Source organism: Streptomyces olivochromogenes, assembly GCF_001514115.1.
GTDB classification, from domain to species: Bacteria; Actinomycetota; Actinomycetes; order Streptomycetales; family Streptomycetaceae; genus Streptomyces; species Streptomyces olivochromogenes.
Window position 1 is genome coordinate 149,019 of record NZ_KQ948464.1, and the last position, 26,002, is coordinate 175,020.

Annotated in this window: 25 protein-coding genes and 1 tRNA gene; 16 read left to right on the forward strand and 10 right to left on the reverse strand. The window is 69.6% G+C overall.

What is annotated here, in order from left to right:
• Positions 1-228: 228 nt before the first annotated feature.
• Both AQJ27_RS32315 and AQJ27_RS32320 read left to right on the forward strand, forming a co-directional pair.
• Positions 229-738 carry a YwqJ-related putative deaminase gene (locus AQJ27_RS32315; RefSeq protein ID WP_067376205.1) on the forward strand — a complete coding sequence of 170 codons (510 nt, stop codon included), beginning with the start codon at positions 229-231 and terminating at the stop codon, positions 736-738.
• A gap of 82 nt (positions 739-820) precedes the next feature.
• Entirely contained in the window at positions 821-1,315 is a 495-nt protein-coding gene (locus AQJ27_RS32320; protein ID WP_067376207.1) for an SUKH-3 domain-containing protein, read from the forward strand.
• A gap of 211 nt (positions 1,316-1,526) precedes the next feature.
• Here AQJ27_RS32320 and AQJ27_RS32325 read toward each other — a convergent pair whose 3' ends face one another.
• Positions 1,527-2,834, reverse strand: coding sequence for a sensor histidine kinase (locus tag AQJ27_RS32325; protein WP_067376209.1), 1,308 nt, complete (start codon positions 2,832-2,834; stop codon positions 1,527-1,529).
• Positions 2,835-3,001: 167 nt separating this feature from the next.
• On the opposite strand from AQJ27_RS32325, the gene AQJ27_RS32330 reads away from it, so the two are divergent.
• The 7 genes from AQJ27_RS32330 to AQJ27_RS32360 all read left to right on the forward strand — a co-directional run bounded on the left by AQJ27_RS32330 (position 3,002) and on the right by AQJ27_RS32360 (position 8,689).
• Positions 3,002-3,862, forward strand: coding sequence for a hypothetical protein (locus tag AQJ27_RS32330; RefSeq protein WP_067376211.1), 861 nt, complete (start codon positions 3,002-3,004; stop codon positions 3,860-3,862).
• A 15-nt stretch (positions 3,863-3,877) separates the two neighbouring features.
• A tRNA-Gln gene (locus AQJ27_RS32335) sits at positions 3,878-3,950 on the forward strand.
• 116 nt (positions 3,951-4,066) lie between these two features.
• Entirely contained in the window at positions 4,067-5,515 is a 1,449-nt protein-coding gene (gene glmU / locus AQJ27_RS32340) for a bifunctional UDP-N-acetylglucosamine diphosphorylase/glucosamine-1-phosphate N-acetyltransferase GlmU (protein ID WP_079065413.1), read from the forward strand.
• 149 nt (positions 5,516-5,664) lie between these two features.
• Entirely contained in the window at positions 5,665-6,639 is a 975-nt protein-coding gene (locus AQJ27_RS32345; RefSeq protein ID WP_054233019.1) for a ribose-phosphate diphosphokinase, read from the forward strand.
• A 163-nt stretch (positions 6,640-6,802) separates the two neighbouring features.
• Positions 6,803-7,393, forward strand: a complete 591-nt coding sequence (locus AQJ27_RS32350; RefSeq protein ID WP_067376217.1) for a 50S ribosomal protein L25/general stress protein Ctc — start codon at positions 6,803-6,805, stop codon at positions 7,391-7,393.
• Between the two features lie 81 nt (positions 7,394-7,474).
• Positions 7,475-8,086 (forward strand): aminoacyl-tRNA hydrolase, encoded by a 612-nt coding sequence (gene pth / locus AQJ27_RS32355; RefSeq protein ID WP_067376219.1) that lies wholly within the window; start codon positions 7,475-7,477, stop codon positions 8,084-8,086.
• Between the two features lie 105 nt (positions 8,087-8,191).
• Positions 8,192-8,689 (forward strand): hypothetical protein, encoded by a 498-nt coding sequence (locus tag AQJ27_RS32360; RefSeq protein ID WP_067376221.1) that lies wholly within the window; start codon positions 8,192-8,194, stop codon positions 8,687-8,689.
• A 105-nt stretch (positions 8,690-8,794) separates the two neighbouring features.
• On the opposite strand, the gene ppc is transcribed toward AQJ27_RS32360, so the two are convergent.
• Entirely contained in the window at positions 8,795-11,539 is a 2,745-nt protein-coding gene (ppc, locus tag AQJ27_RS32365) for a phosphoenolpyruvate carboxylase (protein WP_067376223.1), read from the reverse strand.
• Positions 11,540-11,880: 341 nt separating this feature from the next.
• Between ppc and AQJ27_RS32370 the strand changes: the two genes are divergently transcribed.
• A complete protein-coding gene (locus AQJ27_RS32370) occupies positions 11,881-12,891 on the forward strand; it encodes an acyl-CoA desaturase (protein ID WP_067376540.1) in 1,011 nt (336 codons plus the stop codon).
• Positions 12,888-13,568, forward strand: a complete 681-nt coding sequence (locus AQJ27_RS32375; RefSeq protein ID WP_054233024.1) for a TetR/AcrR family transcriptional regulator — start codon at positions 12,888-12,890, stop codon at positions 13,566-13,568. The genes AQJ27_RS32370 and AQJ27_RS32375 overlap by 4 nt, the downstream gene beginning before the upstream one ends.
• Here the strand turns inward: AQJ27_RS32375 and AQJ27_RS32380 are convergent.
• Together AQJ27_RS32380 and AQJ27_RS32385 are read right to left on the reverse strand one after the other, a co-directional pair.
• Positions 13,565-13,972, reverse strand: a complete 408-nt coding sequence (locus tag AQJ27_RS32380) for a VOC family protein (protein ID WP_067376225.1) — start codon at positions 13,970-13,972, stop codon at positions 13,565-13,567. The genes AQJ27_RS32375 and AQJ27_RS32380 overlap by 4 nt on opposite strands.
• 4 nt (positions 13,973-13,976) lie before the next feature.
• Positions 13,977-14,786 (reverse strand): trans-aconitate 2-methyltransferase, encoded by an 810-nt coding sequence (locus AQJ27_RS32385; RefSeq protein ID WP_067376226.1) that lies wholly within the window; start codon positions 14,784-14,786, stop codon positions 13,977-13,979.
• Between the two features lie 89 nt (positions 14,787-14,875).
• On the opposite strand from AQJ27_RS32385, the gene tamR reads away from it, so the two are divergent.
• Positions 14,876-15,373 (forward strand): MarR family transcriptional regulator TamR, encoded by a 498-nt coding sequence (tamR, locus tag AQJ27_RS32390; protein WP_060901813.1) that lies wholly within the window; start codon positions 14,876-14,878, stop codon positions 15,371-15,373.
• Here the strand turns inward: tamR and AQJ27_RS32395 are convergent.
• On the reverse strand, positions 15,332-16,099 hold the full coding sequence (locus AQJ27_RS32395; protein ID WP_054233027.1) for a LuxR C-terminal-related transcriptional regulator: 768 nt from the start codon (positions 16,097-16,099) through the stop codon (positions 15,332-15,334). The genes tamR and AQJ27_RS32395 overlap by 42 nt on opposite strands.
• Before the next feature lie 256 nt (positions 16,100-16,355).
• Between AQJ27_RS32395 and AQJ27_RS32400 the strand changes: the two genes are divergently transcribed.
• Positions 16,356-16,811: a GNAT family N-acetyltransferase gene (locus AQJ27_RS32400; RefSeq protein ID WP_201264374.1), complete on the forward strand. Its 456-nt coding sequence runs from the start codon at positions 16,356-16,358 to the stop codon at positions 16,809-16,811.
• A gap of 106 nt (positions 16,812-16,917) precedes the next feature.
• On the opposite strand, the gene galK is transcribed toward AQJ27_RS32400, so the two are convergent.
• Genes galK through galT form a run of 3 tightly spaced genes read right to left on the reverse strand, consistent with a single transcriptional unit; the run spans position 16,918 to position 20,092 of the window.
• Positions 16,918-18,060: a galactokinase gene (galK, locus tag AQJ27_RS32405; RefSeq protein WP_095854201.1), complete on the reverse strand. Its 1,143-nt coding sequence runs from the start codon at positions 18,058-18,060 to the stop codon at positions 16,918-16,920.
• An 8-nt stretch (positions 18,061-18,068) separates the two neighbouring features.
• Entirely contained in the window at positions 18,069-19,031 is a 963-nt protein-coding gene (gene galE / locus AQJ27_RS32410; RefSeq protein WP_067376238.1) for a UDP-glucose 4-epimerase GalE, read from the reverse strand.
• On the reverse strand, positions 19,028-20,092 hold the full coding sequence (galT, locus tag AQJ27_RS32415; RefSeq protein ID WP_067376240.1) for a galactose-1-phosphate uridylyltransferase: 1,065 nt from the start codon (positions 20,090-20,092) through the stop codon (positions 19,028-19,030). The genes galE and galT overlap by 4 nt, the downstream gene beginning before the upstream one ends.
• A gap of 153 nt (positions 20,093-20,245) precedes the next feature.
• Between galT and AQJ27_RS32420 the strand changes: the two genes are divergently transcribed.
• From AQJ27_RS32420 to AQJ27_RS32430, 3 genes are all read left to right on the forward strand, one after another.
• The gene (locus AQJ27_RS32420) at positions 20,246-21,925 is read left to right on the forward strand and encodes a sodium:solute symporter family protein (protein ID WP_177324015.1); all 1,680 of its coding nucleotides are present in this window, start codon (positions 20,246-20,248) and stop codon (positions 21,923-21,925) included.
• 20 nt (positions 21,926-21,945) lie between these two features.
• Positions 21,946-22,245 carry a hypothetical protein gene (locus AQJ27_RS32425; RefSeq protein WP_067376245.1) on the forward strand — a complete coding sequence of 100 codons (300 nt, stop codon included), beginning with the start codon at positions 21,946-21,948 and terminating at the stop codon, positions 22,243-22,245.
• Positions 22,246-22,468: 223 nt separating this feature from the next.
• A complete protein-coding gene (locus AQJ27_RS32430; RefSeq protein WP_067376247.1) occupies positions 22,469-22,948 on the forward strand; it encodes a hypothetical protein in 480 nt (159 codons plus the stop codon).
• A 179-nt stretch (positions 22,949-23,127) separates the two neighbouring features.
• Here AQJ27_RS32430 and AQJ27_RS32435 read toward each other — a convergent pair whose 3' ends face one another.
• The gene (locus AQJ27_RS32435; protein ID WP_067376249.1) at positions 23,128-23,850 is read right to left on the reverse strand and encodes a helix-turn-helix transcriptional regulator; all 723 of its coding nucleotides are present in this window, start codon (positions 23,848-23,850) and stop codon (positions 23,128-23,130) included.
• 259 nt (positions 23,851-24,109) lie between these two features.
• On the reverse strand, positions 24,110-25,939 hold the full coding sequence (locus AQJ27_RS32440) for an outer membrane protein assembly factor BamB family protein (protein ID WP_079065414.1): 1,830 nt from the start codon (positions 25,937-25,939) through the stop codon (positions 24,110-24,112).
• Between the last annotated feature and the right edge of the window lie 63 nt (positions 25,940-26,002).

Genomic DNA, 26,002 nt, shown 5'->3' on the forward strand with positions numbered 1-26,002 from the left:
GGCGATTGCCCCCTGCGGCGTTCTCAATAGCTGTTTGGATCGCGGATATCGACAGCCTATGCGGTTGGAAGACACCGGTCACCGGGCCTCCGGTTCCGTGACCTGCCGTCACCCCGCCGTGACGGTATGACGAAGCCCGGGCGTGTCGCGCGCCCCAGCTACCGCACCCGCCACGCCATTTGGCAGTCTGTAGCCGCATCGGGGGATGCACGGGAGGGAAGAACGATCATGAACGCGACACATACGGGCACGTCCGGGGACCCGCGCGTCGGCTGGAGCAGTGCCGAGGCAGCCCACGCACCCACCCTCCTGCACCGCCGCGACGGCATACTTCCCACCGTCGCCGCCGCCCTCTCCGTACGCGGCGCCACCCTCACCGGCACCGCCGCCCGCGGCGACCAGCCGCCCGCCCTTCACCCGCTGGTCCAGGACTTCCTCGACACCCTCACCAGCGCGCAACGCGACCGCTTCACCGGCCGCTGCGCCGAGGCGATCCTCATCTCCCGGCACATCGCCACCGTCGACGCCACCCGCAGCAAACGCGCCATCCGCAAGCCGATGACCAACGGCGAGGCACGCAAGGCCCTCAAACAGGCCAAACTCACCGCACGCCGGATCCGCGAGGACGGCGACCCGCTGCACGGCAGCTTCGCCGCACCCTGCCGCGCCTGCACGGCGCTCAGCGACCACTTCGGCGTCCGCGTCGTCGACCCGACGGCGACGACCGGCGGCTCCTGAACTCCCCCAGCCCCGCACACGTACGTACGACGGCGCCCCCGCCAGCGCGCCGATGACCCGACCCTCGACGAACGAAGGGCAGATGCACGCCGACCGCTCCTCCTCCACACGCTTCTCCGTACCCGTGGACGCCGCGCTGCGCTCCGCCGGGTGGCAACCCGGGCGCTGGGACATAAAGCAGGCCGAGTACTGGGCCGACGCGCTGCGGGGCCACGAGTCGACCGCGGGGCACCGGCACGCCGTGTTCCCCGCGGCCGTGGAGGCATGGGCGGAATTCGGCGGACTGCGCGTGAAGCCCTCCGGACCCGGCCGCCAGCTGGCGCCGACCGCGCTCCACTTCGACCCCCTGCACGGCCTCCACATGGCCCGCACCCTCGGCGACCTCGGCCGCGCCCTGGACACCGAGGTCTGCCCCCTCGGCGAGGAGTCCGACTCCCGCGCCCTGCTCGCCATCGACTCCGAGGGCCGCGTCTACGCACTCGACCACACCGGCGACTGGTACCTGGGCCCCGAGATCGACACCGCCCTCAACACCCTCCTGGCCGGCATCGCCCCGGTCCGCCTGACCGCGGGCTGACGGCCCCCGGGAGGGTTCTTCCGCTGCGGACCGGTGGGGGCTGGTCGCGCAGTTCCCCGCGCCCCTAAAAGCCTCCAGCGCGTCCGGCGTCTGAAAGCAAGGCTCGATCAGCCCGCTGCGGCGGGGGGCGCAGCCCCGCCCCCAGGGGCGCGGGGAACTGCGCGCCAAGCCCCCACCCACCCGCAGCCAACAACCGCGCCCCCCGAAGGGCCTACGCCGGGATCACCGCCGACACCCGGAACCCACCCGAATCCGTCGGCCCGGACACGAACACTCCCCCCAGCGCGGCAACCCGCTCCTTCATACCCACCAGGCCGTTACCACCACTGGGCAGATGCATGGCCGACGCCGACCCCGGCTCCGGCGGACACTCGTTCTCGACCTGCATCGCGATCTCCGCGTCCCGATGAGCGAGCCGAACATACGTCTTCGCCCCCGCCGCATGCTTGTGCACGTTGGTCAGCGCCTCCTGAACCACCCGGTACGCCGTCTGCTCGATCTCCGCCGCGTACCCCCGGGTGTCACCCTCCACCGAGAGATCCACCACCATCCCCGCAGCCGCCGACTGCCCGACCAACTCGTCCAGCTCGGCAAGACTCGGCCCCTCGCCCCCGTCGTCGACCGCCCGCGAGGCCGCCGCCGCGGCCGCCACCCCCACGGCCGCCAACGGCACCGCCCGCACCCGCACGGACGACAACCCGTCCCCCGTACGCAGCACACCCAGCATCTCGCGCAACTCCGTCAACGCCTGCCGCCCCATGTCCCCCACCAGCGCGGCGTTCTTCACGGCCTTCTCGGGATCCTTCCGCGCCACCGCCTGCAGCGCCGCCGCGTGCACCACCATCAACGACACCCGGTGCGCCACCACGTCGTGCATCTCCCGCGCGATCCGCGTCCGCTCCTCGTTGCGCGCCCACTCCGCCCGCTCCTCGGCCCGCTCGGCGAGCAGCTGCAACTCCCGCTCCAACGAGTCCGCCCGCTCCCGCAGGCTCTCCATCAGCCGCCGCCGCGCCCCCACGTACAGCCCGAGCAGGACGGGCGGCGCGGTCATCCCGATCGCGGTCGCGATGGAGACGAACGGAACGAACCAGTCCCCCATCGTCACGTCCCCGCGCACCATGCCCTGGTGCGCCCGCACGAACGTGACGATCAGCATCCCCGCGAAGGACATCCCCGCGAGGGCCCCGATCATCCGGCGCGGCAGCTCGGACGCGGCGAGCGTGTACAGCCCGACGAGTCCCATCAGGAACCCCATCTGGGCGGGCGTGATGGCGATCGACACCAGCACGACCGCGATCGGCCAGCGGCGACGCAACAGCAGCACGGAGCCGGCGACCAGCCCGAACGCCACGCCCACCGCAACCGGCAGGCCCGCGTCGCGTGCGAACGGAATCCCCTCGATCGCGCACTCCACCGCCGACACCGACGCGAGGCTCGCGTCCAACACGGCACTACGCCATCTGACCCACCACCACGGCCCGGTACCGGCCGCGGTGTGCTCTTCCCCCGTCGTGGTCATGCGTCCAGCCTACGTTCGCACCCCGCCCCATTTCCGGTGACTTTCACCTCCTGGCCTACACCACTCTGCGCAATCGAACAGAAGCGAAACCCACCGGTATCCCTCGAACTGCTGATTCCCTCACCGTTCACCCCCGGAAGATCCCATTCCGCCCGGACGGTATGCCCATGGCACATCCACAGAACAAGTACGCGGATTTCGACGGCTTGCGCGAACGAGCGATCACGCTGCGCCGGGCGGGACTCAGCCGTCGCCAGATCCGAGACCGCCTCCACGTCGACAACAACGACATCCTCAACCGCCTCCTGGAGGGCGAGCCGCCTCCGGAGTGGACCAAACGCCCGAACGCGAAGGACGACCTCCGCGACAAGGCCCGCGAGCTACGGCTCCAGGGCTGGACGTACGACCAGATCCAGGTCGAGCTGGGCTGCTCGAAGGGTTCGATCTCGCTGTGGGTACGGGATCTGCCGAAGCCCGAACCGCGCTACACACCGGAGGAACAGCGAGCCCTCATGAACGAGGGGCTCGCGCATCTGCGCGCAGCCCAGGACCGAGAACGCGAAGCAACCAAACAGACGGCAGCCGCGGAGATCGGCCGACTGTCGGACCGGGAGCTGTTCATCGCCGGAGTCGCGCTCTACTGGGCCGAAGGCTCAAAGAGCAAGCCGTACGCCCGTCGCGAGCGCGTGATTTTCGTCAACAGCGACCCAGGAGTGATCCAGACCTACCTGGCCTGGCTCGGCCTTCTCAAGGTCACTGGGGATCGGCTCCGGTACACAGTGCTGATCCACGAATCCGCCGACGTGGATGCCGCACAGCGCTACTGGGCCGACCTGGTCGGCGTCGACGTCTCGGCCTTTCAGAAGCCGACGCTGAAGAAGCACAATCCGAAGACGGTCCGCAAGAACACCGGCAGCAACTACCACGGCTGCCTCGTCATCAGAGTCCTGCAGAGTGCCGAGTTGTACTGTCGTATCGATGGCTGGTGGAAGGGGATTACCACCGACGCCGCGGCGCGGCTCAGGTAAGGTCTGACGCAGCAATCCGCCGTAGTGTAATTGGCAGCACGGCACCCTTTGGAGGTGTTCGGTCTAGGTTCGAGTCCTAGCGGCGGAGCTGCGCAGCTCGGGCCCTGACAGCATTGTCAGGGCCCGCTCTCATGTCCCCCCTGAAACGCCCCGGTATCCTGCGGATGTCCACACCCCAGCCATCCGAAGCCGAAGGGCATATCCGTGAGCGTCAATCCTCCGGCAGCCGTCGTCGTTCTCGCAGCGGGTGAGGGCACCCGTATGAAGTCGGCCACACCCAAGGTCCTGCACGAACTGTGCGGCCGCTCCCTGGTCGGCCATGTGCTCGCGGCCGCGCGCGCGTTGGAGCCCGAGAACCTGGTCGTCGTGGTGGGGCACGCCCGCGAGAAGGTCACCTCGCACCTCGCCGAGATCGACCCCGGCGTACGGACGGCCGTACAGGCCGAACAGAACGGCACCGGCCACGCCGTACGGATGGGCCTGGAGGAGCTGGGCGGCGTCGTCGACGGCACGGTCGTCGTGGTCTGCGGCGACACCCCGCTGCTCAGCGGCGAGACCCTGCGGCAGCTCGCCGCCACCCACACCTCCGACGGCAACGCCGTCACCGTGCTCACCGCCGAGGTCCCCGACGCCACCGGCTACGGCCGCATCGTGCGGGACGGCGCCAGCGGCGCGGTCACCGCGATCGTCGAGCACAAGGACGCGAACGAGTCGCAGCGCGCGATCCGTGAGATCAACTCCGGGGTCTTCGCCTTCGACGGGCAGCTCCTCGCGGACGCGCTCGGGAAGGTGCGGACGGACAACAGTCAGGGTGAGGAGTACCTGACCGACGTCCTCGGGATCCTGCGCGAGGCCGGGCACCGGGTCGGGGCGGCCGTCGCCGGCGACCACCGCGAGATCGCCGGTATCAACAACCGCGTCCAGCTCGCCGAGGCCCGCCGCATCCTCAACGACCGGCTGCTCACCGAGGCCATGCTCGCCGGAGTGACCGTCATCGACCCCGCCTCGACCTGGATCGACGTCACCGTCACCTTCGAGCAGGACGCGATCGTCCACCCGGGCACCCAGCTCCAGGGCGCCACACACCTCGCCGAGGGCGCCGAGGTCGGCCCCAACTCCCGCCTCAAGGACACCACGGTGGGCGCGGGGGCCCGCGTCGACAACACCGTCGCCAACGGCGCCGAGGTCGGGCCGCAGGCGTCCGTGGGCCCGTTCGCGTACCTCCGTCCGGGCACGCGCCTCGGTCTGAAGGCCAAGATCGGCACGTACGTGGAGACGAAGAACGCCACGATCGGCGAGGGCACCAAGATCCCGCACCTGTCCTACGTGGGCGACGCGACGATCGGCGAGTACTCGAACATCGGTGCGGCGAGCGTCTTCGTGAACTACGACGGACAGGAGAAGCACCACACCACCGTGGGCTCCCACTGCCGTACCGGTTCGGACAACATGTTTGTGGCTCCTGTCACGGTCGGGGACGGCGCGTACACCGCGGCGGGCTCCGTGATCACCAAGGACGTACCACCCGGTTCGCTGGCCGTGGCCCGTGGCCAGCAGCGGAATATCGAGGGCTGGGTGGCCCGCAAGCGTCCCGGAAGCGCGGCCGCGAAGGCGGCGGAGGCGGCCTCCCGGGAGCCGGAGGACGAAGCCTGACCGGAATCAGGTGCGTCTGACACGGCGTACCGTGATAAGTGCACACCCGCATAAATGCGTACCCGCACCCCCAGCTGAGAAGGCTTCTCGCGCTCCAGTTGAGAAGCCTGCTCATGCCCCAGCTGAGACACCTCTGAGGAGACAGTGCTGTGACCGGGTTCAAGACGACCGGCGAGAAGAAGATGATGTTCTTCTCCGGCCGCGCCCACCCCGAGCTTGCCGAGGAGGTCGCCCACAAGCTGGGTGTCGGGGTCGTCCCGACGAAGGCCTTCGACTTCGCCAACGGTGAGATCTACGTCCGCTACCAGGAGTCCGCGCGCGGCGCCGACTGCTTCCTGATGCAGAGCCACACGGCTCCCATCAACAAGTGGATCATGGAGCAGTTGATCATGATCGACGCTCTGAAGCGGGCCTCCGCGCGGAGCATCACCGTGATCGTGCCCTTCTACGGTTACGCGCGGCAGGACAAGAAGCACCGTGGACGTGAACCGATCTCGGCGCGTCTGATCGCCGATCTGATGAAGACGGCGGGCGCCGACCGGATCCTCACGGTCGACCTGCACACCGACCAGATCCAGGGCTTCTTCGACGGCCCGGTCGACCACCTCTTCGCGCTGCCGATCCTGGCGGACTACGTGGGGGCGAAGGTCGACAAGTCGAAGCTCACCGTCGTCTCCCCGGACGCCGGCCGGGTGCGCGTCGCCGACCGCTGGTGCGACCGCCTGGACGCCCCGCTGGCGATCGTGCACAAGCGCCGTGACAAGGACGTCGCCAACCAGGTCACCGTCCACGAGGTCGTCGGTGACGTGAAGGGCCGCGTCTGTGTCCTCGTCGACGACATGATCGACACCGGTGGCACGATCTGCGCCGCCGCCGACGCCCTCTTCGCGCACGGCGCGGAGGACGTCATCGTCACGGCCACGCACGGCGTGCTCTCCGGCCCGGCGGCCGACCGTCTGAAGAACTCCAAGGTCAGCGAGTTCATCTTCACGGACACCCTGCCGACCCCGGGCGAGCTGGAGCTCGACAAGATCACGGTCCTGTCGATCGCGCCGACGATCGCCAACGCGGTCCGTGAGGTCTTCGAGGACGGCTCGGTGACGAGCCTGTTCGAGGAGCAGTAGAGATCCTTTTGGGTGTGGCCTCCCTGCCGAGTAGACTACTCAAGTTGCTCGGCGAGGGAGGCCGCACTTTTTTGTGCGGCGGTCCGTTATCGACGCGCTCTTCGTAGCAGGCCGATTGTTTGGCCGGGTGACCACCTTCCCCAGATTTCTACGAGGAGTGCACATGTCCGAGATCAAGCTCGCCGCCGAGACCCGTACCGAGTTCGGCAAGGGCGCCGCCCGCCGCATCCGCCGTGACAGCAAGGTTCCCGCCGTGGTCTACGGTCACGGCACCGAGCCCGTCCACATCACGCTGCCGGGCCACGAGCTGCAGCTCGCCCTGCGTACCCCGAACGTCCTGCTCACCCTGGACATCGAGGGCAAGACCGAGCTCGCGATCCCGAAGGCCGTCCAGCGCGACGCCATCAAGGGCTTCCTCGAGCACGTCGACCTGCTCCTCGTGAAGCGCGGCGAGAAGGTCACCGTCGAGGTCTTCGTCCAGACCGAGGGCGAGCTGGCCCCGGGCTCCTTCCTGCTCGAGCACGTGCTGAACACGCTGACGGTCGAGGCCGAGGCCACGCACATCCCGGAGTCGGTCACCGTCTCCATCGCGGGTCTTGAGGCCGGCGCCTCCATCCTCGCCAAGGACATCCCGCTGCCCAAGGGCACCACGCTGGCGATCGACGAGGACGCGGTCGTCCTGCAGGTCCTGTCCGCCCAGGCCGAGGAGCCGGCCGAGGGCGAGGCCGCGGGCACCGAGGCCGCCGAAGCCTGATCGGCCTGATTCCCCCGGAATCTTCATCTGTGTCAGCCGCCGCTCCCCTCGGGGGCGGCGGCTGCCGCGTATCAAGGACACATGGGAGACACCGACGTGACGACCGATGCGGGCGCCCCCTGGCTGATCGTGGGCCTCGGCAACCCCGGCCCCGAGTACGCCATGAACCGGCACAACGTGGGCTTCATGGTCGCCGACCTGCTGGCGGAGCGGATCGGCGGCAGGTTCAAGCGGGCCGGCAAGGCACAGGCCCAGGTGATCGAGGGGCGTATCGGCCCGCCGGGCCCGGCGAACCGCCGGGTGATCCTGGCCAAGCCGATGTCGTACATGAACCTGTCCGGCGGCCCGGTGACCGCGCTGCGGGACTTCTACAAGGTGCCGACGGCGAACATCGTCGCGATCCATGACGAGCTGGACATCGACTACGGCGTCCTGCGTCTGAAGCTCGGCGGTGGCGACAACGGCCACAACGGGCTGAAGTCGATGACGAAGGCGATGGGCTCCGACTACCACCGGGTGCGGTTCGGCATCGGGCGGCCTCCGGGGCGGATGCAGGTCGCCGACTTCGTCCTGAAGGACTTCTCCTCGGCGGAGCGCAAGGAACTCGACTACTTCGTGGACCGGGCCTCGGACGCCGTGGAGTGCCTCGTCATCGAGGGGCTGGAGCGGGCGCAGGGCACGTACAACTCCTGAGCGGTTCTCCGGGGCGGTCGATGTACGCGTACAACTGCCGACTTGTCGCCCGCCGGAACCGGCCGGGGTTGACCGGGCGCGCAGCCATGGCCAAGGATCGCCGCCATGCCTGCCGTCGCCGCACATCGAGGCTCCCGTCGGAGCGCACATCCGGCGCTGCGGTTCGGGCGGCTCGCGGCGATGGGTACGGTCGCGGCGCTGATCCTGATCGCGGGCGTCTGGGGTTCCTGGGGCACGGCCCAGCACGTGATGCTGAGCAAGGGCCGGGAGCAGGGGACGATGACCGTGAGCGAGTGCTCCGGCGATGTCTGTACGGGGACGTACGCGCCGACCTCGACGGGGTCGCGGGCGCGGGCGCACGTCACCATCGACGAGGCGGTCGCGGTGCGCAAGGGCCGGACGTACACGGTGACCGTGAAGCCCGGGAGCAGTGATGTCGTCCGTAGCGGTCCGGCGGGCGTTCTCTATGCCTGGGTCCCGCTGGGTGGCGCGTTGTTGCTCGCCTCGGTGGTGGTGGCGGGTGGCCTGCGGCTGCGGCGGGCGGCGTGGGTGCTGGCGGGGGTGGGGATCGCGCAGCTGACGGCCACGTTCCTGGTTCTGTGACCTGGTCTTGAAGTGACGGGTGCTTGAAACGAGGGGCTCGTGCAAGAGGGGTGCCCCGCGTTCGTACGAACGCGGGGCACCCCTCTTGCGTGAGTGCCTCGGGCGTCAGCCGGTGTTGCGCAGTCCGGCCGCCACACCGTTGACCGTCAGGAGCAGCGCGCGCGAGAGCAGCGGGTCCGGCTCGGCGCCGGCCGCGGCCTCGTCGCGCTGGCGCTTGAGGAGCGCGACCTGGAGGTAGGAGATCGGGTCCAGGTAGGCGTCGCGGATGGAGAAGGTCTGCTGGAGGACCGGGTTGGTGTCCAGGAGCTCCTTGCCGCCGGTGACGCGCAGTACCTCGCGGACGGTCAGCTCGTGTTCGGCCTCGATGGTGGCGAAGACGTGCTTGAGGTCGTCGGGGACGAGGGTGTCGACGTAGTGGCGGGCGATCCGCAGGTCGGTCTTGGCGAGGGTCATCTCGACGTTGGAGAGGAAGTTCTGGAAGAAGTGCCACTGCTCGTGCATCTCGTCGAGCACGGTGTCCCCTTCTTGCCGCAGGCCCGCCTCGCGCAGGGCCTTGAGGCCGGAGCCGACGCCGAACCAGCCGGGCACGATCTGCCGTGACTGGGTCCAGCCGAAGACCCAGGGGATGGCCCTCAGGCCGTCGAGGCCGGCGCCGCTGTCGGGGCGGCGGGAGGGCCGCGAGCCGAGGTGCAGGTCGGCGAGCTGGTCGACGGGGGTGGCGGCGAAGAAGTACGCCGGGAGGTCCGGGTCCTCGACGAGTCGTCGGTAGGCGTTGTGGGCGGCGTCGGAGACGACGTCCATGGCCGCGTCCCAGCGGGCCAGCGCCTCGTCGGACTGGCGGGGGGCGGTGTGCAGGGCGGAGGCCTGGAGGGTGGCTGCGACGGTGAGTTCCAGGTTCTCGCGGGCGAGCGAGGGCACGAGGTACTTGTCGGAGATGACCTCGCCCTGCTCGGTCACCTTGATCTCGCCCTCCAGCGTGCCCCAGGGCTGCGCGAGGATCGCGTCGTGGGAGGGGCCGCCGCCGCGGCCGACGGTGCCGCCGCGGCCGTGGAAGAGACGCAGGCGTACGCCGTAGCGGTGGGCGACGTCGCGCAGGCGGCGCTGGGCTCGGTGGATCTCCCACTGGCTGGTCGTGATGCCGCCGAACTTCGAGGAGTCGGAGTAGCCGAGCATGACCTCCTGGACGTCCCCGCGCAGCGCCACGAGGCGGCGGTAGGAGGGGTCGGAGAGCATGTCCTCGAGGATCGTGTCGGCGGCCTTCAGCTCGTCCGTCGTCTCCAGGAGCGGGACGATGCCGATCTTGGCCCAGCCGGCGTGCAGGTCGAGCAGGCCGGCCTCTCGCGCGAGTACGGTCGCGGCGAACACGTCGTCGGCGCCCTGGCACATCGAGATGATGTACGACTCGATGACCTCGGGTCCGAAGATCTCCAGGGCCTTCTTGACCGTCCCGAAGACGCCGAGGGTCTTCTCGCCGGCGGCGTCGAGGGGCGCGGGGGTCGGGGCGAGCGGGCGACGGGAGCGGAGTTCCTTGGCGAGGAGCTTGGCGCGGTAGTCGCGGGGCATGTCGACGTAGCGCCAGGATTCCTCGCCGAGGCGGTCGAACAGCTGGCCGAGGGCGTGGTGGTGGGCGTCGGCGTGCTCGCGTACGTCCATGGTGGCGAGCTGGAGGCCGAAGGCGGCCAGGGTGCGGATGGTGCGGTTCATCCGGCCGTCGGCGAAGAGGGCGCCGCGGTGCTCGCGCAGCGAGGTCTGGATGAGGGTGAGGTCGCGCAGGAGTTCGCCGGTGCCGAGGTAGTCGCGGCCCTCCTCGTGCGGGGTGCCCGTGGCGAGGCGGTGCTTGGTGTTCTCCAGCTTCTGCCGGATGCAGGTGGCCTTGAGCCGGTAGGGCTCCTCGGCGTTGAGGCGCTTGTAGCGGGGGCTGATCTCGGGGAGGCGCTCCAGGTCGCGCTGGAGGGATTCGAGGAGCTCCTCGGTGGCGCCGGTGTAGCGGATGGAGTTGGAGAGGAAGCCGCGGAGTTCGTCGATGACGTCCAGGGCGTCGTTGATGCCGTGTTCGTGCTGGAGGATCAGGACGTCCCAGGTGACGGCCGGGGTGACGTTCGGGTTGCCGTCGCGGTCGCCGCCGATCCAGGTGCCGAAGGTGAGCGGCCGGGTGTCGTCCGGGAGCCGTACACCGACGCGCTCCAGCTCCGCGGTGAGATCCTCCAGTACGTCGCCCACCGCGCCGGCGTGCAGTTCGTCCAGGTAGTAGATGGCGTTGCGGGCCTCGTCCGCGGGCTCCGGGCGGACCACGCGCAGTTCGTCCGTCTGCCACACCAGGTCGATGTTCTCGGCCAGCCGGGTGTCGTAGCGGCGGCGGTCTGCCTCGATGACGGGGGTCTCGAGGAGTGCGGCGATACGGCGCAGCTTGTTGAGGACCGAACGGCGGGCGGCTTCCGTCGGGTGGGCGGTGAAGACCGGGCGGACATTCAGGTTCTTGACGGTCTGCTTGAGGTGTTCGGGGTCGGCGTCCTTGAGCCGGTCCGCCGTTCGGGCGAGGAGTCCGCCCTCGGCGGCCCGCTTGGCGCGCAGCTCGCGGCCGCGGTGCACCTGCTCGGTGACATTCGCCAGATGGAAGTACGTGGAGAAGGCGCGGACCAGCTTGGCCGCGGTCTCCAGTTCGGTGCCGCGCAGCAGCTCGGCGGCTGCCTCGCCGTCCTCGCGGGTCAGGCGGCGGACCTTCTCGACCAGTTCCAGGAGCTCGGGGCCCTCCTGACGGACGAGGGTCTCACCGAGCAGGTCACCCAGGCGGCGGATGTCGGCGCGCAGCTCGCTGCTGGTCGTCGTGGTCTGGTCGTCGGCACTGCTCACAGGTGCGGCTCCTTGCAGTGTGGAAGCTCGGCTGAAGAGTGTGGAAGCTCGTCTGAAGCTCGTCAGGGAGGGAACCCGGATGGTGGCCGCGCGGCGGGGTGCCGCTTAGGGACGTGGCATCCGGGAAGAAAACAGAACGGACCGCGCTGTCCGACCGAATCCAAGGATAGGTGTCCATGCGGACGCGCAGGCTGTTGGGCTCTTGCCGCCAGGCTGCGCGCTGCCATACTTACGACGCCGTAAGTTACGGATGCGTAGGGCCTCCCGTCAGCTGGCAGGAGGACCCTGAGATCCCGTAACCGGCCACCTCCCCCGCCCTCGAACCCCACAAGGGGATGCTCATGCCCACGAGTTCCGACGTGATCGACGACGCCCCGCGGTCGCCCGACGACGCCTCGCTCCCCGCCGCCACGCTCGGTGGCGAGCGAAAGGGGTCACTCGAACAGATCACGCTGCTTCTCTTCATCGCTGTTCCGTTCGTAGCCCTCGTGGCAGCGGTGCCGCTGGCCTGGGGCCGGGGGGTGAGCTGGCTGGACATCGGCCTGCTGGTCTTCTTCTACTACCTGGGTTGCCACGGCGTCACGATCGGCTACCACCGCTACTTCACGCACGGCTCCTTCAAGGCGAAGCGCCCGCTGCGGATCGGGCTGGCGATCGCCGGTTCGATGGCGGTCGAGGGCCCTGTGGTCCGCTGGGTCGCCGACCATCGCAAGCACCACAAGTTCTCCGACGCCGAGGGTGACCCTCACTCGCCGTGGCGCTACGGGGAGACGGTGCCGGCCCTGATGAAGGGCCTGTGGTGGGCGCACATCGGCTGGATGTTCGACGAGGAGCGGACGCCGCAGGAGAAGTACGCGCCGGACCTGATCAGGGACCCGGCGATCCGCGCGATCTCGCGCCATTTCATCTACTGGACGATGCTGTCCCTCGCGCTCCCCCCGCTGATCGGCGGTCTGGCGACGATGTCCTGGTGGGGCGCGTTCACCGGCTTCTTCTGGGGCTCTCTCGTGCGGGTGGCGCTGCTGCACCACGTCACCTGGTCGATCAACTCGATCTGTCACGCGGTGGGGAAGCGGCCGTTCAAGTCGCGGGACCGCTCGGGCAATGTGTGGTGGCTGGCCGTGCTGTCCTGCGGTGAGTCCTGGCACAACCTGCACCACGCCGACCCGACGTCGGCGCGGCACGGCGTGCAGCGCGGCCAGGTCGACTCCTCGGCGCGGATCATCCGCTGGTGCGAGCAGCTCGGCTGGGCGTACGACGTGCGCTGGCCGTCACGCTCGCGTATCGATTCGAAGCGCAACACGGACGGGTCAGCCTCCCGGGGCGAGACGGAATCCGCTGAAGCGGCATGATTGACGGCGTGGCGACCGACTCCAGCAGCACCCCGAGCAGCAGTGAAAAGCCGCGGCGTGCGCGCCGCACCCGCATGACCGGTGCGGAGCGTCGTCAGCAGCTGCTGGAGATCGGTCGCACCCTGTTCGCGGCGAAGGGCTTCGAGGGGACGTCGGTGGAGGAGATCGCGGCGAAGGCCGGCGTCTCCAAGCCGGTGGTCTACGAGCATTTCGGCGGCAAGGAGGGGCTGTACGCGGTGGTGGTGGACCGCGAGATGCGCCGTCTGCTGGACATGGTGACCGGCTCTCTCACCGCCGGTCACCCCCGCGAGTTGTGCGAGCAGGCCGCGTTCGCTCTTCTGGACTACATCGAGGAGTACACGGACGGCTTCCGGATCCTGGTCCGTGACTCGCCCATTCCCCAGTCGACGGGTTCCTTCGCGTCGCTGATCTCGGACATCGCCACCCAGGTGGAGGACATCCTGGGCCGGGAGTTCAAGCTGCGTGGCTTCGACCCGAAACTGGCTCCCCTCTACGCCCAGGCCCTGGTCGGCATGGTCGCCCTGACGGGCCAGTGGTGGCTGGACGTCCGCAAGCCCCGTAAGGCGGAGGTGGCGGCCCATCTGGTGAACCTGGCCTGGCACGGACTGGACGGTCTGGAGCCGAAGCCGCGCTTGATCGGTCATCGCAAGTCCTAGGACCCGAGCCGCTCCTGCGAACGGGAGCCGGGTTGTTCCGCGGATCCGTGTGGCTGCAGGAACTCCAGTCGGTTGCCGACGGGGTCCTCGGAGTAGAAGCGGCGGTGGCCGGGGAGGTTGTCGTCCCAGGTGACCTCGGCCTCGTGGGCCCGCAGGCGGGCGGCGAACGCATCGATGCCGGTGACGCGCAGCCCGGGGTGGGCCTTTTTCGCGGGCCGGAAGTCCTTCTCGATTCCCAGGTGCAGTTGCACGGCCCCTGCCCGGAACCAGCAGCCGCCGCGGGCGGCGAGGGCGGGTGGTTTGGGGATCTCGGTCATGCCGAGAGCCTCGACGTAGTACACGCGCAGGAGGTCCTCCGTGCCGGGCGGGGCCGCGAGCTGGACGTGGTCGACGGCGGCGAGCATCCGCTCACGCTTCCTTGTGCGCCACGGCGAACAGGCGGCGGAAGGGCAGCACCGTGCCGTACGGGGCCGTCGGGTAGGCGTCGCGCAGCAGGTCGCGGTATTCGCTGACGAAGGCGTCGCGGGCGTCCGGGTCGTCGGCGAGGGCCGTCAGCACCGGGCGCAGCCCCGTGCCCTTCACCCAGTCCAGTACCGGATCCTCACCGGTCAGGATCTGCTCGTACGTCGTCTGCCAGACGTCCGTCTCGCAGCCGAGGCGGGCGAGCCGGTCCAGGTAGACCAGCGGTTCGTGGACGGAGTCCTCGTGCCGCAGGACGTCTTCGAGGCGGTCCTTCCAGCGGGCGGAGGCGGCGAGCTCGCGCATCAGGGCGTGCAGGGGCGCGTCGATGTTGTCGGGGATCTGGAAGGCGAAGGTGCCGCCGGACGCCAGCGCGGCCACCCAGTCGCGGAAGCGCTCCAGATGCCCGGGCACCCACTGCAGCGCCGCGTTCGACACGATCAGGTCGTACGTCTGCGTAGGCGCCCAGGTCGCCGCGTCCGCGTGGGCGAAGTCGAGGCGTCCGCCGCCGGCGGTGGGGCCCGCGTACGGCTGCGTCCTGGCGAGCATCTCGGGGGAGTTGTCGTACCCGGTGATGTGCGCGGTGGGCCAGCGGTCGGCGAGGAGGGCGGTCACGTTGCCCGGGCCGCAGCCGAGGTCGGCGATGCGGGGCGGGGTGCCGGGGAGGTCGGGGACCCGGGCGAGGAGGTCGATGAACGGGCGGGCGCGGTGGCCGGCGTGACGCAGGTACTGGGCGGGGTCCCAGGTGGGAGTAGTCATGTCTGCTACTTTCCCCCTTCATTTATCTTGATGTCAAGAGACTTGATATCAAGAGACTTCATGTCGACACAACCACTACACTGATCGTCATGGAGGACGAGGTCGATCGGCTGGTCGCAGCATGGCGCCGGGAGCGCCCTGACCTCGACGTGGAACCGCTCGAGGTACTCAGCCGGGTGAGCAGGCTCGCCCGGCACCTGGACCGCGCCCGGCGGCTGGCGTTCTCCGAGCACAGCCTGGAGCCCTGGGAGTTCGACGTGCTGACCGCACTGCGGCGCGCGGGCTCCCCGTACCAGCTCTCCCCCGGCCAGCTGCTCACGCAGACGCTCGTCACCTCCGGCACGATGACCAACCGCATCGACCGGCTGACGAAGAAGGGCCTGGTGGAGCGCCTCCCGGACCCGAGCGACCGCCGGGGCGTACTCGTGCGCCTCACGGACGAGGGACGCGACCGCGCCGACCAGGCGCTCGCCGGTCTCCTCGACCAGGAGCGCGCGATCCTGGCCGAACTCAGCAGGGCGCAGCGCGGTGAACTAGCGTCCCTGCTACGCCAGCTGACCGCCCCGTTCGACAACATCCCCGGCTAGGTCGACGGGTCCGACCCCGGCCCGGCGGGCGAGGGCGACCGCGGCGAGCGTCGAGTGGACGCCCAACTTCCCCAGCACGTTCTGCATATGGGTCCGGACGGTGTGCGGGGAGAGGAACAGCCTCTCCGCGACGGCCTTGCGCCCCAGCCCCGCGACCATGCACCGCAGCACTTCCCGCTCCCGCGGCGTGAGCGACTCGACCAGCCGCTCGCTCTCGGTGCGGTGCTTGCGCGCGGCGGTCAACTCCCGCAGGACGCCGGTGAGCAGGGCGGGCGGCAGATGCGTCTCGTCGCGCAGCACACCCCGTATGACGGTCAGGAGCCGCGACAGGGAACAGTCCTTGGCGACCCACCCCGAGGCGCCGGCCTGCAGTGCGAGGGCGGCGCGGCGCGGATCGTCCTTCTCGGCGAGCACGACGATGCGCACGCTCGGCTGCCCCGAACGGACGCCCGCCACGAGCGAGATGCCGTCGACGAGCCCGTCCTCGTTGCCCTCCTGGACCGGTACGGCAGGACGGGCGCCGGGCAGATTGCCGCCCAGGTCGGCGTCGACGAGCAGCACGTCGAATCTGCGGCCCTCCGCGGACGCCCGCTCCAGGCAGCGCAGCGCGGCCGGGCCGCTGCCGGCGGCGGACACGTCGACGTCGGGCTCGGCGGCCAGGGCGGCGGCGAGCGACTCGGCGAAGATGCGGTGGTCGTCGACGACCAGGACACGGATGCGAACCACTGATACCCCCACTGGTCGGGGGACGGACCGGCGCAGGTACGACACCCGAAGTGATCCCGAGCCCGCTCGAACTCGGAAAACGGAGTGCCGCAGCCGCACGGCCGCCGCCGTGCTGGAACTGCTACCCCCACTTCGGGCGTCGTACCCGACTGTCTCGCCCCCTGATCAGCACCGGCCCCCACCGGCACTGTTCACAGGGTACGACCGGGGGCGGGCAGCGGAAGGCAATTTGCAGAACTGATTGGCCAGCGCGTTTATGGTGAGCCGTATGTTTCGTATGGAGACAGGAGACGACAAAGACCGGCGTGATCTGCTCCGCCGGCGACTGCGCGACACGAACACACAGGCGTCTCCGGTCCTCCGCGCTCTGCGCGGCACCCCTGCCGAACGGGAACTTCCGCTCCACGTCTGGGCCTTGGACGCCGACGGGGCACTCGCGGGCGGCCTCGTCGGTCACACCTGGACGACGTGGCTGCACGTGACGTACCTCTGGGTGGACACGCCCCACCGCGGCTCGGGCCTCGGCGGCCGGCTCCTCGCCGAGGCCGAGCGCCTCGCCCACGAGGAGCGCGGCTGCCGCGACTCCCGCGTGGAGACCTGGGACTTCCAGGCCCCCGAGTTCTACAGGAAACACGGCTACAAGGTGGTCTGCGTGATCCCCGACTATCCGCCGGGAATCACGGAATACACCCTGACCAAACGCTTGCCCTGACCAGGACTGCCTCGTCCTCGAACTCCGTTCACCCCGAAGCTTTTAGGGGCGCGAGGAACTGCGCGCCCAGCCCCCACAGCCCGCAGACAAAGAACGCACCCGAGCGTCAGCTCAAGCGCCGGGCGCCCGCCGAAGGCACCGCCGGAAAGACCCGAGGAGCCGTATAACCGGCGGAGCCGAACGCCTCGGTGACCGCCTTCGTCACCGTGTCCACATCCGCCGACTCCACCAGCACGATCGCCGAGCCGCCGAAGCCGCCGCCCGTCATCCGCGCACCCAGCGCCCCCGCGGCGTTGGCCGTGGCGACCACCAGGTCCAGTTCCTCGCAGGAGATCCGCAGGTCGTCCCGGAGCGAGGCGTGCCCGTCCGTGAGGACCGGACCGATGGCCCGGACATCCCCGGCGTCCAGCAGCGCGATGACCCGCTCCACCCGGTGATCGTCGGAGACGACGTGGCGGACGTATCGGCGTACGCGCTCGTCCGACAGGCGCGCGAGCGCCGCGTCGAGCTCCTCGTACGCGACATCCCGCAGATGCGAGACCCCGAGCTGCCGCGCGCCCTCCTCGCACCCTTCGCGCCGCTCGGCGTACGCCCCGTCGCCCAGCGCGTGCTTCACCCGCGTGTCGACGACCAGCAACTCCAGCCCCTGGGAGGCCAGATCGAAGGGGACCTGCCGGATGGACAGATCGCGGCAGTCGAGGTGCAGGGCGTGCCCCTCGGTGCAGCACGCGGACGCCGTCTGGTCCATGATCCCGCAGGGCACGCCGACGAAGTCGTTCTCGGCGCGCTGGGCGAGCCGGGCCAGTTCGGGCCCGGTGAGGCCGAGTTCGTACAGGTCGTCGAGGGCGAGCGCGGTCACGACCTCCAGAGCGGCGGAGGAGGACAGGCCCGCCCCCGTCGGCACGGTCGAGGCGAGGTGCACGTCCGCGCCCGTCACCGCGTGCCCCGCCTCGCGCAGCGCCCACACCACGCCCGCCGGGTACGCGGCCCAGCTGGTGTTGGTCAGCGGCGCCAGCTCGTCGACATGCAGTTCGACGACCGGGCCCTCGATGTCGGCGGAGTGCAGCCGCAGCACCCCGTCCGTGCGCCGGGACACCGCCGCCACCGCCGTGTGCGGCAGGGCGAGCGGCATCACGAACCCCTCGTTGAAGTCCGTGTACTCGCCGATCAGGTTGACCCGCCCCGGCGCCGCCCAGACGCCTTCCGGTGCGGTCCCGTACAGCTCCTCGAACCCCTCGCGAACGCCCACCGAATTACCTACCGCTCCTTGTTCTGAGCGAACGCCCACGCGTCCGCGACGATCCCCGCGAGATCCGCGCGGGACGGGTTCCAGCCGAGCCGCTCGCGCGCGGTCGCCGCCGAGGCGACGAGCACGGCCGGGTCCCCGGCCCGGCGCGGAGCCACGACCTCGGGGATCGGGTGCCCCGTGACCTGGCGGACGGTCTCGATGACCTCGCGGACGGAGAAGCCGTTGCCGTTGCCGAGGTTGCAGATGAGGTGCTCACCGGCGGTGGCCGCCTCGACGGCCAGCAGGTGCGCCTCCGCCAGGTCCGCCACGTGGATGTAGTCGCGGACACAGGTGCCGTCCGGCGTCGGGTAGTCGTCGCCGAAGACGGAGATCGCCTCCCGCCGCCCCTGCGCGACCTGGAGGACGAGCGGGATGAGGTGCGACTCGGGGTCGTGGCGCTCGCCCTGCGCCCCGTACGCGCCGGCCACGTTGAAGTAGCGCAGCGACACCGCGCCCAGTCCGTGGGCCGCCGCCTCGCCGGTGATCATGTGGTCGACGGCGAGCTTGGAGGCGCCGTAGGGGTTGGTGGGCCTCGTCGGCGCGGACTCGACGATCGGGGTCTGCTCCGGCTCGCCGTACGTGGCGGCCGTGGAGGAGAAGACCAGCTTGCGCACGCCCGCCTCGCGCATCGCCGCGAGCAGCGCCATGGTGCCGCCGACGTTGTTGTCCCAGTACTTCTCGGGCTTCACGACGGACTCGCCGACCTGCGAGAACGCGGCGAAGTGCAGCACGGCGTCGTACGAGGAGTCCAGCCACTTACCGGCGTCGCGGATGTCGCCCTCGATGAAAGCGGCCCCCGCCGGGACACCCTCGCGGAAGCCCGTCGACAGGTTGTCGAGGACCGTCACCTCGTGACCGGCCTCGATCAGATGCTGCGCGACCACGCTGCCGACATAGCCCGCGCCACCCGTGACCAGGTACTTCCCACTCATGAACTCGCTACCTCTCGCAGTCGCTGGGCCGCGGTTTCCGGCGGCACGTCGTTGATGAACACGCTCATGCCGGACTCGGAACCCGCGAGGAACTTCAGCTTGCCGGAAGTGCGGCGAATGGTGAAAAGCTCGAGGTGAAGCGCGAAGTCGTCCCTGCTCACACCCTCGAACTCCGCCAGCGCGCCGAACGGCGCCTGGTGCCAGGCGGCGATGTACGGCGTCGGAGGCTCCCCCTCACCGAAGATCCGGTCGAAGCGCCTCAAGAGTTCCAGATAGACCTGGGGGAACTCTGTGCGCGCCTCCTCGTCGAGCCCGAGCAGGTCGGGCACCCGCCGCTTGGGGTAGAGGTGGACCTCGTAGGGCCAGTGCGCGGCGTACGGCACGAAGGCGACCCACCGCTCGGTCTCCAGGACGATCCGGTCGCCCTCGGCGAGTTCGCGTGCGACGACGTCGTCGAAGAGGTTCTGGCCGCCGGTGGCCTCCTTGTGCGCGGCCACCGAGCGCAGCATCAGGGCCGTACGCGGGGTGGTGAACGGGTAGGCGTAGATCTGCCCGTGCGGGTGGCCGAGGGTGACGCCGATCTCCTCACCGCGGTTCTCGAAACAGAAGACCTGTTCGACGGAGGAGAGGTGGGACAGCTCCGCCGTGCGGTCCGTCCACGCCTCCAGGACGAGGCCCGCCTGCTCCTCGGTGAGGTCGGCGAAGGACGAGTCGTGGTCGGAGGTGAAGCAGACGACCTCGCAGCGCCCGGAGTCGCCGGCGAGCGAGGGGAAACGATTCTCGAAGACGACCACGTCGTACGAGGAGTCCGGGATCTCGCTCAGCCGGTCGCCCTGCGAGGGGCACAGGGGGCACTCGTTCGCCGGGGGGTGGTAGGTGCGCCCCTGGCGGTGCGAGGCGATCGCGACCGAGTCGCCGAGGAGCGGGTCCCGGCGCACCTGGGAGCTGGTGACGGTGGGCTCCAGCGGGCGGCGGTCCACCGCGTCGCGCACCGCGCTGTCGCCCGAGTCGTAGTAGATCAGCTCACGACCGTCAGCAAGCCGGGTCGAGGTCTTCTTCACCGCTGGACTCCTCATCCACACCACACCCAACCATCAAACAGAACCGAACACAACAAACCACAAAGCAACAGGAACGTCAATGCCTGCGGGGGTTTGGGGGGTGTCTGTGAAGCTTGGGCAGCGTCATGGGGCTCATGGGGCATGGATACGGGCATGCATGCCCCCACATACCTCGCCGCAGGGCTCCGGCTCCCCACGAACGGGCTCGACTACACGATCCTCGGCATCTACTTCGTCGTCGTGCTCGGCATCGGTTTCGCCGCCAAGGCCTCGGTCAAAACCAGCCTCGACTTCTTCCTCTCCGGGCGGTCGCTGCCCGCCTGGATCACCGGCCTCGCGTTCATCTCCGCCAACCTCGGCGCGACCGAGATCCTGGGGATGGCCGCGAACAGCGCGCAGTACGGCGTCTACACCGTGCACTGGTACTGGATCGGCGCGATCCCCGCCATGGTGTTCCTGGGCCTGGTGATGATGCCGTTCTACTACGGCTCGAAGGTCCGCTCGGTCCCGGAGTTCCTGCTCCTTCGCTTCGACAAGGCGGCGCACCTGCTGAGTTCGATCCTGTTCGCCTTCGCGGCGATCCTGATCGCGGGCGTCAACCTGTACTCACTGGCGATCGTGGTCGAGGCGCTGCTCGGCTGGCCGCAGTGGGTGGCGATCGTGATCGCGGGCTTCTTCGTCCTGGCGTACATCACGCTCGGCGGCCTGTCCTCGGCGATCTACAACGAGGTGCTGCAGTTCTTCGTGATCCTCGCGGCCCTGATCCCGATCGCCGCGCTCGGTCTGAAGCGGGTCGGCGGCTGGGACGGCCTGACCCACTCGCTCGACAAGACGCACGGCAGTGACTTCACCACCGCCTGGGGCGGTACGGGCATCGGCCATGTGAACCCGCTCGGCGCGAACTGGCTGACCATCGTCCTCGGCCTCGGCTTCGTCCTCTCCTTCGGCTACTGGACGACGAACTTCGCGGAGGTGCAGCGCGCGCTCTCGGCGAAGAACCTGTCGGCGGCCCAGCGCACCCCGCTCATCGCGGCGTTCCCCAAGATCTTCATCGTCTTCCTGGTGATGATCCCGGGCCTGGTGGCGGCCGTCCTGGTGCCCAGGATCGGCACGAGCGGCTCGAACCTCCAGTACAACGACGCGGTCCCGTACCTGATGCAGGAACTGCTGCCGAACGGCGTGCTGGGCATCGCGGTGACGGGGCTCCTGGCGGCCTTCATGGCGGGCATGGCGGCCAACGTCTCGTCGTTCAACACGGTGTTCACGTCGGACATCTGGCGGCGGTACGTCGTGACCGACCGGGAGGACTCCTACTACGTCCGCTTCGGCCGCCTGATCACGGTGATCGGCGTCCTGGCGTCGATCGGCACGGCGTTCCTGGCGTCGTCCTTCTCCAACATCATGGCCTACCTGCAGACCCTCTTCTCCTTCTTCAACGTGCCGATGTTCGTGGCCTTCATCGTCGGCATGTTCTGGAAGCGCGCGTCGGCGAAGTCGGGTTTCTGGGGCCTGTTGGCAGGCACGACGGCGGCGATGGTCAACTACTTCGTCATCTACAAGCAGGGGATCATCGCCATCCCCTCCGACCAGGGAGCCAACTTCGTCTCGGCGATCGCGGGCTTCGTGGCCGGCGCGGTGGTGATGGTCGCGGTCTCCCTCTTCACGGCCCCCAAACCGGCGGAGGACCTCCAGGGCCTGGTCTACGGCACCGTCTCCCCCGGCATGGCCGAGCCCCCGGCCGTGGGCGACGACGCGTGGTACCGCAGGCCGGCACTGCTGGGCTGGGGCGCGCTGATCCTGGCGGCGGCCTGCTACATCCCGTTCTCGTTCTGACGCAGGAGGCCTGAGCAACCATGTCCGACCACTATTCGGACCGTGATGTCCAGCGCGAGGTCACGGAGCTGGAGCAGCAGTCCGCGACCGCGACCCGTCTCTTCGACATCCGCACCATCATCGGCGGCCTGTTCGTCGTCTACGGCGTCATCGTCACCCTCGCGGGCCTGACCGCCTCCGACGCCGAGATCGCCAAGGCCCAAGGCGTCAACATCAACCTCTGGACCGGCCTCGGCATGCTCGCCCTGGGCATCTTCTTCCTGCTGTGGCTGTGGCTGCGCCCGCTGGCTCCGCCCGTGCCGTTGCCCGACGAGGAGTGATCGCTCCAGGTGGTCGCCCGTTCACAGTAGCGAGCACCCCCGTTCGAGCCATCTCCGCCACACGCCTCTGACCTGCGCCTTTCCTTCCGGCGAGGACCTGGGCGGGCATCACGGCCTGGAGTGCATAGGACACGTGGAGTTGCCGGAGGCCGCGCCGCGGGGCCTCCTGGGCTCGGGGATACCTCCCCAACTTCTTCACAAAACACACGAAGAAAGGCGCGGAATGTTCTCTTTCAAGCGCTTCGGGTCCGCTGTCGCCTCGGCCGCGGCCCTGGCCTCCCTGTCCATGGCCATAGCCCCGGCGGCCATCGCCGCCTCGGACCCGCAGCCCGTCGTCCAGGAGTCCAAGGGCCCGAAGCCCCCGACGACGCCGACGGAATGCGTCACTCTGAGTGGTCAGCTCTCCACGCAGCTGCAGGCCGCCGCGACGGCTCTGGCCGCCACACCGACGGCCAACGTCGCCGCGGCCCAGGCGGCAGTGACCGCAGCCCAGATCACGGTCGCACAGCTCCGTGCCGCCGGGTGCCTGCCGGAAGCGCCTCCGACGCCGCCGACCTGTGCGTCCCTCGCTCTCCAGCTGCAGGCGCAACTGAAGGTCCTCGCCGCCGCGCTGGCGACTTTCCCGCAGAACCCGGCCAACATCACCGCGGCGCTCAACGCGGTGATCGCCACCGCCGCGCAGCTCACCACCGTGTGCACGTGACCGGTCGTTCACCGCGCACTGTGCCGGCGACTCACGAACACGCCTGACATCGCGGTCTGAACGTGTGACGTTGAGGCGGAGGCGTCGAGGCGTAGAGGCGTTGGGTTCGGCGGTACTTCACCGTCGAACCCAACGCCTTTCGGCTACGCGGTCGACCCGCCACACCCTCGACCGGGTGACTACGTGGGCCGAGGGTCTTCCGCACTCCCCGGCCCCGCACTCCCCAGCCCCGCCGTGACCGGCCCCGCCCGGTCCAGCAGGCCCGTCCGCGCGGCCAGGGCGGCCGCCTCCAGCCGCGACCCCACCCCCAGCTTCATCAGCACCCGCTGGACATGGGTCCTGGCGGTCGACGGGGCTATCCCCATACCGGCCGCGATGAGCCTCGTGTCCTCCCCGTCCGCGACCCTCACCAGGACCTCCACCTCACGTGGGGTGAGCATCTGCAGGAGCCGCTGGCCCTCGTCGTCCGGTTGGGCCGCGGGGTTCAGCAACTCGCTGAAGGCGCCCTGGAGCAGGGCGGGGGCGACCGCCGCCTCACCCGCCCTCGCCTTCATGATGGCGCGCTCGACTCCCTCTATGCGCTCGTCGTGGCGTACGTAGCCCGACGCGCCCGCGGCGAACGCGGCGGCGATGCCGCGCGGGTTCGGGACCGGCCCCAGAACCAGGACCGCCACCTGCGGACGCTCCCGTTTGATCCTGATCACCGGGTCGAAGATTCCCGGCTCGGCGGGTGTCGCCGTGCCGATCAGGCACACCTCCGGTGCCCTGGTGATCACCAGCTCCGCCGCTCCCGCGGCGGGCGCCGCCGCGGCGAGCACCCGGTGCCCCCGCAGTTTCAACGCCGAGGCCAACGCCTCGGCGAGCAGTCGGTGGTCGTCGACCACCATGAGCCGCACTCCCATCGAGCAACCCCCCAGTCCCCCCAAGCATCCCCACTGGTTCCCCGTGGATTAGGAGCCCCCCGGCTCTCCATCCCCCGGAAGCTACACGCTTGTTCGACGTTGCGCTTCCCCTACTGGTGAGAAGTGCCCCGGAATATCGAAATTCCTCGCATTCGGGAGTGATGAGGGGTAAGCGAACGGCCCCGTCCCTGAGCTGGGACGGGGCCATGGTCAAAAAAGACGGGGCCATGGTCAAAAGAAGTTGACCTAAGAAGTTGACCTACTGCGTGCCGAACGCGATCGCCAGGTACTCCTTCTCGGAGCTGCTGTACGGCTTGTGGGCGTAGATCGCGGACATGTACAGGTGACCCTTGCTGTAAAGGATCTCGGCGTAGTCCGGGAGCATGCTCGTCTCCGCGTCGCGGACCGCCTCGGCCGCCGGGTTCTCCAGGAGCTTGGTCTCCTTGAAGGAGGTGCCGTCGATGCTCACGATCTGACCGCCCTTGTCGTAGGGCGGACTCTTGTACGCGAGGAGGTTGCCGCCGTCCATGCGCAGCGGGGAGATGTCGTAGCCGTCGCCCGCGTCCGCGCGCTGGCCGGTCTGCTTGCCGGTGCCCAGGTCGAAGGCGACGATCTCGTTGATCTGGCCGGACTGGCCGCCGTTGTGCTGCTCGGTCGGGATGTAGAGCCTGTCGTTGCCGACCACCAGCTTCGCGCAACCCTCGATCCTGGTGATGCCGTCGCACTTGGCGGCATACGTCTTGCCCGGCGCGGAGATCCTGGTGCGCAACTGGCCGGTCTTGTTGTCGATGGAGAAGAAGTCCGAGATGCCGCTGCCGTCACCGGCGGAGTCGCCGACGTCGGCGGCCACCACCAGCGGGTCGGTCGACACGACGCTCGCGTACTCGATGCCGGGCGACATCTTGTACTCCGAGATCACCTTCCCGGACGTCGGGTCGATGGTCTGGATGTGCAACTGCCGCGTACTGCCGTACTCACCGCACTTGCGGACCGCGACCAGCTTGTCGCCGCCGCCGTACCCGGCGTCGTAGCAGCTGTCCGTGGGCTTGGGTGCCCACAGCGCCTTGCCGGTGGAGATGTCGAACGCGGCGCCACCGCTGGTGCTGCCCACGGCGACGGTGTTCGCGCTGGTGGTGACGTTGTCGAGGCCGATCTTCTGGTCACCGGACTTGACCGTCTTCGTCCACAGCAGCTTGCCCGCGGCGAGGTCGAGGGCGGAGACCTCGCTGCAGCCGTGGGAAGGCTTCGCCTTGGTCGGCATGGCGGGCTCGTAGACGATCGCCGTCCGGCCGGCGTCGGTGGTGTGGCGGCTGGCCGTGCACACCGGGCCGGGGAGTTTGACCGTCCAGACCTTGGCGCCGGAGTCGGGGTCGTAGCCGTTGATCTCGGCGTCGCCGCTCTTGGCGTACACCTTGTCGGTGAGCCAGGAGCCGACCGTGGACACGCTGGTCTCGGCGGGCACGGCGGGTGCGGGGACCCGGAAGAGGACCTTGGAGGTGGTGTTGGCGGGGACCTTCTCCTTGCCGGTGGAACCGGTGGTCTTGTCGCCGCCCGAGCCGCCCTTGCCTCCGGTGCCGCCGCTCGTACCGGAGGAGTTGTTCTTGCTGTCGTCCTTGCTGGAGCTCGCGTACCAGACCCCGCCGCCGATGATCAGCGCGATGGCCGCGACGGCCGCCACGATGATGACCACCTGGCTGTTCGGCTTCCGCCCGCCGCCCTGGGGAACCTGGGGTTGCATCGGGTAGGTCTGCGGCTGCTGCGGATAGCCGTAGCCGTACGGGGATCCCGGGGGCTGGGCGGGCTGCTGGCCGGGGTAGCCGTAGCCCGGATGGGCCGGGGGCCCCGGCGGGGGCGCCTGCTGCGGGTAGCCGTAACCGGGACCCTGCGGAGGCTGCGGGGCGCCGAACCCACCGGGCGGCGGGTCCTGGGGAGCTCCAAAGCCACCCGGCGGAGGGTCCTGGGGAGCTCCGAAGCCACCCGGCGGCGGGTCCTGCGGCGCACCAAAGCCACCCGGCGGCGGGTCCTGCGGCGCACCGAAACCACCCGGCGGGGGCTGGTTCGGCGGTGGTGGGGGCGGCGGCTGGCTCATGACGTGTCTACCTCGGATGCGGATGCGTTGGGGACGGAGATGCGGGAGACGAAGAAGGTGGCG